Origin of the sequence: Rhodoblastus sphagnicola, from assembly GCF_002937075.1 — a bacterium.
In the GTDB taxonomy this organism is placed as follows: domain Bacteria; phylum Pseudomonadota; class Alphaproteobacteria; order Rhizobiales; family Beijerinckiaceae; genus Rhodoblastus; species Rhodoblastus sphagnicola.
The window spans coordinates 1-6058 of sequence record NZ_NHSJ01000035.1; the positions used below are offsets into that span (position 1 = coordinate 1).

The window sequence follows — 6058 nt, forward strand, 5'->3', positions numbered from 1 at the left end:
CACGTCGAGCATTCGACCTCGCGAGATTGATGGCGATGAGATATTTCCCTTTTATCGCAAAGTCTTAGCGTTTCAGCGCACGACGTCACGGAGCGTGCTGGTTTTAGTTTGCGGTAATTACGTAAGGGATTGGATGCCGTCACGCCGGACCGGCGATCCCGCATTCGGGCCTCACGCGGCTTCGGTTGCCCCCTTGACCTCCCCAGACGGCGCGTCGCAATCCGCCATGACCCGCCGCAGAAACGCCTCCGCCTGATGGAACTGGTCAAGAGCCATCGCCATGCGGTTCGGCCTGACCAAAGAATCCCCGCAGCGGTTGCGCGCAGGCGTCTTCTTCGCCTTGCAGGAGGCGACCGACATTCTCGACATTCCCGCCGGGCAGATCGAGACCGCGCTGGGCGAGGAGCTGTTGGCCGGGGAGGTTGGCGCCGACGCCATCGAGGGAGCCGACTGCATTTTCCTGCGCGGCTTGCACTTTGCCGAAGAGGGCGTCGCCGACCGGTTGCTTTCCTTGCGCGTTGGCGCGACGCCATGGCCGGAAATCGACGCCCCGGTTGCGGTTGCATGGGCCGAGAGGAAGACGGGGAAGACGCTGGCGGCGTCGCAGCTTGAAGCCGTCGCCATGGCGCTGAAGTCGAAGGTCGCGCTCGTGACCGGCGGCCCTGGCGTCGGCAAGACGACGCTCCTCGACGCCATCCTCAAAATCCTGACCGCCAAGAAAACGAGAACCCTGCTCGCCGAGCGCATTCTCGCCTTATCCAGGTCAGACACCTTGGACAGAACCCGCTCAGGCGAGCGGCAGAGGCCCTTGCGCCTTGTAACTCCTCATGGCGAAATTCGAGCGTATGTCGCGGACGGCTGGCAGGCTCAGCAAGTGGCGCAGCACGACGGACTCATAAGTAATCATGTCGGGAACCACCACCTCGATCAGAAAATCGGCGTCGCCTGAAACCAGATGGCAGGCGACGACATGGGGCATGGCCAGCACGGCGCCGACGAAGGCGTCGGCGTTCTCAAGCGAATGACGCTCGACGCGAATGCCGGCGAAGACCGTCAGGCTGAGACCCACGCCGGCGCGGTCGATCATGGCGCGATAGCCGGAGATGAGGCCCGCCTCCTCCAGCAATCGGACTCTCCGCGAGCAGGGCGAGGGCGAGAGCCCCACCTTTTCCGCCAGAGCCAGATTGGCGATGCGCGCATCGGCCTGAAGCTCGCGCAGAATTTTCAGGTCGATGGCGTCAAGCGTCGTTTTGGTGGAAGTGCTCACTCTTGTCCTTCTAAACTTCCGATCCTGCCATTATTTTAGCATAGGAATAGCGAAATTGGCGCCATAGTCGTCGCGCCTTGGCCTATACTCAAGGCCAAGGAGAACGCCATGCGCAACGACAGCCCGAAATCAGGTTTCGCCACCCGCGCCATTCATCACGGCTACGACCCGCTCGACTATCACGGCGCCCTCAATCCGCCTGTCTTCCTCACCTCGACCTACGCCTTCGACCGCTCGGACACCGGCAGCGCGCGTTTCGCCGGCGCGGCGCAGGGCTATGTCTACAGCCGGGTCGGCAATCCCACCGCCTCCGTGCTGGAAAGCCGGATCGCCGCCCTGGAAGAGGGCGAGGCGGCCCTGGCGACCTCCTCGGGCATGGGAGCCCTGACGGCGGTGCTCTGGACGCTCCTGAACGCCGGCGACGAAATCATCGCCGACAAGACGCTCTACGGCTGCACCTTCAGCCTGCTGCGCCATCACATCCAGCGGTTCGGCGTCGCCGTTCGCTTCGTCGATCTCACCGATCCCGCCGCCCTGCCGGCGGCGTTGTCTTCGAAAACGCGCGTGGTCCTCACCGAAACGCCGGCCAATCCCAACATGCGCGTGGTCGATATCGCCGCGTGCGCCGAAATCTGCCGGCGCGCCGGCTGCCTGCTGGTGGTGGACAACACCTATTGCACGCCTTATCTCCAACGCCCGCTCAGCCTCGGCGCCGATCTCGTCGTCCATTCCGCCACCAAATATCTTGGCGGCCACGGCGACCTGCTCGCCGGAATCGTCGTCGGAAGCAAGGCGCATATCGAGCAGTTGCGCTTCATCGGCGTGAAGGAGCTGAACGGCGCCTGCATCTCCGCCATCGACGCCTTTCTGGTCCTGCGCGGACTGAAAACCCTGTCCTTGCGCATGGAGCGCCATTGCCAGACCGCGCGGCGCCTGGCCTCCGATCTGGAGGCGGCGCCTCAGGTGGCGCGGGTCGATTACCCTGGTCTCGACAGCCATCCCCAGCGCGCGCTCGCCGGACGGCAGATGAAGGCGTTCGGCGGCATGATCGCGCTGGAGTTGAAAGGCGGACTGGCGGCGGGCCGCGCCTTTATGGATGCGCTGAAACTCGCCACCCGCGCCGTCAGCCTTGGCGACGCGGAAACCCTGGTGCAGCATCCCGCGAGCATGACCCACGCGACCTACGATTCCGAGGAGCGCCTGCGGCATGGGTTTACCGACGGATTGATTAGACTGTCGGTCGGTCTGGAGGATTACGAGGATTTGCGCGACGATCTGCTTGGCGCCCTGGCGCGGATCGCGCGCTGAGAGTCTCGAAAGGCAAGAGTGGCCGAGCGACCGCTTCTGCAATGCGCTTGGCCAGCGGTCGCGGCCTTGGCGCTCGGCAATCCTCCGATGCGGAAGCAGGACATGAACCTGTTCGTTTCGGCAAAGGGGCCTCCTACGCCGCGCTTTCGTTCATGCTGTCCGCAGAAACAGAAATCGTCAGCCGCCCCGCCCCACACTTCGTCATGCTCCCTGCATCGAGGTGGCGATGCCTTCGCGCCGGCAAAGCTCGGCGATGCTCTGCGCGCCGATGAAATTACATAATGCAAATGTCCGCAGTCGAGCGATCATTTGCTCTGCCGAGCAAGGCGGCGCTATGGCCGAGCGGTCGTTGGTCCAGCAGCGGTTTCACCGAATTGAATCGACTATTTCATATCCGGTCCTCTTTGGATCGCGGAGCCTTTCCGCCTCATAGAATCTTGAATAAGCATCCGCGACGGTGGTCGATGTGTATCGCGCATTGAAGCGGGCAAGCGCATTCCGCCGCGCGCGCGAATAAAATCCAGGTTCGGTCAGAAAGCGTTCAATTGCGCGGGCCAACGCCATGACATCGTGGGGCTCGACCAGAATGCCGGTTTCGCCGTCTACGATAATATCTTGAATGCCAAACCATCGCGTGCCGATCGCCGGGAGCCCCAAAGCCATGCCCTCAAGCAAACAGAGTGGAAACGTTTCTCCAAACATCGCGCTTGGCAGCACCATCAAATGTGCGCAACGCAAAAGCTCGGGCATGTCGCTATGATCGACGCCGCCCCGGAATTCGATAATACGGCCCAATCCTGATTCCGCGATCTTCGCCTCAATCTCCGGACGCATCGGCCCATCGCCGGCGATCAACAGCCTCAAACCGGGAAAACGCGACGCGATCTGCGCAATGGCGGCGATCAGATCCAGATGCCCCTTTCCAGCGACGAGGCGAGCGGCGATCACGAGCGTCAATTTACCGGGTTCCGGTTCCGCCGCGAGTCCGGCGAAATGGTTTTCATCGACGCAAAAGGGCACGATGGAGACGCGATCTTTGGCGACGCCAGCCGCGACAAAATCCCCCGCCGCCGCTTCGTAAGGCAGCACGATCCGCGACGCCCACCGCTTTTCCAACCAGAAACTGAGAGCCTTTTGGCGTTTCCAATAGGCTTTGTGAAAGGCGAGGGTTCCGTGATGGGTGACAATTATCGCGCCGACGCCGGCTATCCGCGCTGCTAGAAAGGCGTCGAGAGCAATCACGCCCTCGTGAATATGCAACACGTCGGATTTGCGGAGGAGATCGACCAGCATTTTGATGCGGCGCATCCGCATGAGGGCGCCGCCGACCTTTTGGGGAAGCCGCAGTTCGAGTCCCTGACGCAAAGGCAACGGATGCAAGGTGACGCCGCGGTCTTTTGCGATGGCTCTGAGTTCCTCCCGGCCATTGACATCCAAAACAATTGACGGGACGAGGCCTGCACGCTTTTGTGCAGCGCAAAGATGCCACAAAAATGTCTCTAGGCCTGTGATTCCAAAACAGATGCCGCTGAAATGCACGATGCGCAACGGCTTGCTGACTCGCACCGCGTGCAGGCGCGACCTGTTAATTGAAACAACGTCCTGCATGAAATACTCCCCGTGAAAAGCTTAAGCTTCGCCCCTTAAGAGAGCCTGTCAATAAACATTGAAGCTATACGCGAAACTGGGTGACGGCGTGAATCAAGCGGCGGATTTTATTTCGGACGCGGCTTAGTTTCCGTAGCGTAACTTTACGCCACTGATGATTTTCGGCAACTGATTTTGGCCCTTCAGCCGGCGCCAGTTTTTCGAGGCCGCCGTCACAAGCTTGAAGACCTTCAACGGCCCTCGTCTCTGCCGTCGATGACGGCCGGCGCTTTCGGTCAGGGCGCGAACTTGCCGCGTGGATCGGCTTGACCCCACGACAATATAAAACGGGCGGAAAGCCGCGGCTCAAGGCGAGCGCCGCCGCGACAAAAGGACGAAGGGAGAAAGCCAGGCACTTGACCCAAACCTGACCCTCAAACCATAAATCAAGGCGGGTCAGTTCTCAGCGGAAATCAACAAGCTGTTGCCAAGACTGAGGTTGTCATTGTGGCTCTGGTCGCGCCGCGGTGATGCTTGTACCGATATCAAACCGCTCCGGCCAAAGTATTAAAAGGGTAGGCGCTATGTTTGCAAAAACTTTTCGATATATCCGCTGGTTCGCCCCGCTCAGCTTCAAGTTGAAGCGTTACGAGATCGCCAGGAGAATATTTCCATCGGCGAAACGCCAGTATGAACTCGATAGTATGGTGGGTCCGTGGGGATACTGGGAAGAATTGCGGCACTATCAGATTACGGCCTTGAAAACCTTCGGGATGATGCCGCATCACCGGCTGCTCGACATCGGGTGCGGTCCCCTGCAGGGGGGGATCGCCTTTATTCGGTATCTGGATGCAGTGAAATATACCGGCATTGATATCAGCCAAAAATCGCTGGACGCCGGTTTGCAGCTTATTGAGGAGGCAGGTCTTTCCTCAAAAGAACCAGTTCTGTTGAGATCGGATTCCTTCGGCAAAAACGAACTGACCGAGCGGAATTTTGATTATATCTGGTGCTCGCAGATGCTGTATCATCTGGATGAAGGTCTTTTGGAGAAGCTGATGGCCCAGGTCGCCAAGTTTCTGGCCCCCGATGGCAGATTTTACGGAGACATTATTGGGTATCCCAACGAAGTGACCGAATCCAGTTCATGGAACGGATTTCCATTCTATATGCATACAGCGGAATCGGTGGAAAAAATCGCCCGTCGATCAGGGCTCACCGTGCGGAATCTTGGCCAGATCAGTTCATACGGATACCCGTCGGAAGTGATTTTAGGAACCAATAATATACTCGAACTGGCGCATGAGCAGCCATTGCCGCGGCAATAGAAAGCCCGATTGCATCTCTCTCAACACTTCAGCCACCAAGCACACCCTTGGTGGCTTGACGCTGCGGAACTCGGCCTGGCCAATTTGCTTGAAGATCATGGAAGAACGCGCCAAGCGGGAGCGAATGCTATCGAGGCTTGCTTGCCCACAGGCGCTTAGCCTGGATTTCTCAAACTGGGGTGTGCATCGGGGCTGCGAATCACGGATAAGTTGTTTTATGACAACGACTTAACGTGAGGCGGCGAGGTTCCCCGATGCCGGCGGAGCGTAGCGCGAAACCGAGCCTTTTTGCCCCCGTGGAAGGGCGCCCGTGGCGGCCGAGTTTGACGCCGGGGCGGTGACCTCTGACGCGGGCGGCCTGCTGTTGGGAGCGACCGACAAAGCCATAGGTTTGGTTCGGCCTCATGCTCACGCTGTTGTTGGCGCCGACGCCTCTCCAAAACTTTCACCGGCCGGCGCGTTGCGGCGCTTTCCCGCCCATTTCCGGCAAAGCACATAGAAGGCCGGGGTGAAGACGAGGCCGAACAGGGTGACGCCGATCATGCCCGAGAACACCGCCGTGCCCAGG

4 protein-coding genes and 2 pseudogenes are annotated in these 6058 nt (G+C 59.9%); 4 read left to right on the forward strand and 2 right to left on the reverse strand.

What is annotated here, in order from left to right; genetic code table 11:
• Nucleotides 1–622: 622 nt before the first annotated feature.
• Nucleotides 623–691 (forward strand): annotated as a pseudogene (locus CCR94_RS25880) (AAA family ATPase); the annotation flags it as partial.
• 96 nt (nt 692–787) lie between these two features.
• Here CCR94_RS25880 and CCR94_RS04365 read toward each other — a convergent pair.
• Nucleotides 788–1267 (reverse strand): Lrp/AsnC family transcriptional regulator, encoded by a 480-nt coding sequence (locus CCR94_RS04365; RefSeq protein ID WP_104506661.1) that lies wholly within the window; start codon nt 1265–1267, stop codon nt 788–790.
• 108 nt (nt 1268–1375) lie between these two features.
• Here CCR94_RS04365 and megL point away from each other — a divergent pair, with 108 nt between their 5' ends.
• Nucleotides 1376–2575, forward strand: a complete 1200-nt coding sequence (gene megL, locus CCR94_RS04370; RefSeq protein WP_104506662.1) for a methionine gamma-lyase — start codon at nt 1376–1378, stop codon at nt 2573–2575.
• A gap of 366 nt (nt 2576–2941) precedes the next feature.
• On the opposite strand, the gene CCR94_RS04375 is transcribed toward megL, so the two are convergent.
• A complete protein-coding gene (locus CCR94_RS04375) occupies nt 2942–4183 on the reverse strand; it encodes a glycosyltransferase family 4 protein (RefSeq protein WP_104506663.1) in 1242 nt (413 codons plus the stop codon).
• A 230-nt stretch (nt 4184–4413) separates the two neighbouring features.
• Here CCR94_RS04375 and CCR94_RS04380 point away from each other — a divergent pair.
• Together CCR94_RS04380 and CCR94_RS04385 are read left to right on the forward strand one after the other, a co-directional pair.
• Nucleotides 4414–4530, forward strand: a pseudogene (locus CCR94_RS04380) (transposase); the annotation flags it as partial.
• 216 nt (nt 4531–4746) lie between these two features.
• Complete coding sequence (locus tag CCR94_RS04385; protein WP_158254612.1) at nt 4747–5490, forward strand: SAM-dependent methyltransferase; 744 nt, start codon at nt 4747–4749, stop codon at nt 5488–5490.
• Nucleotides 5491–6058 lie beyond the last annotated feature (568 nt).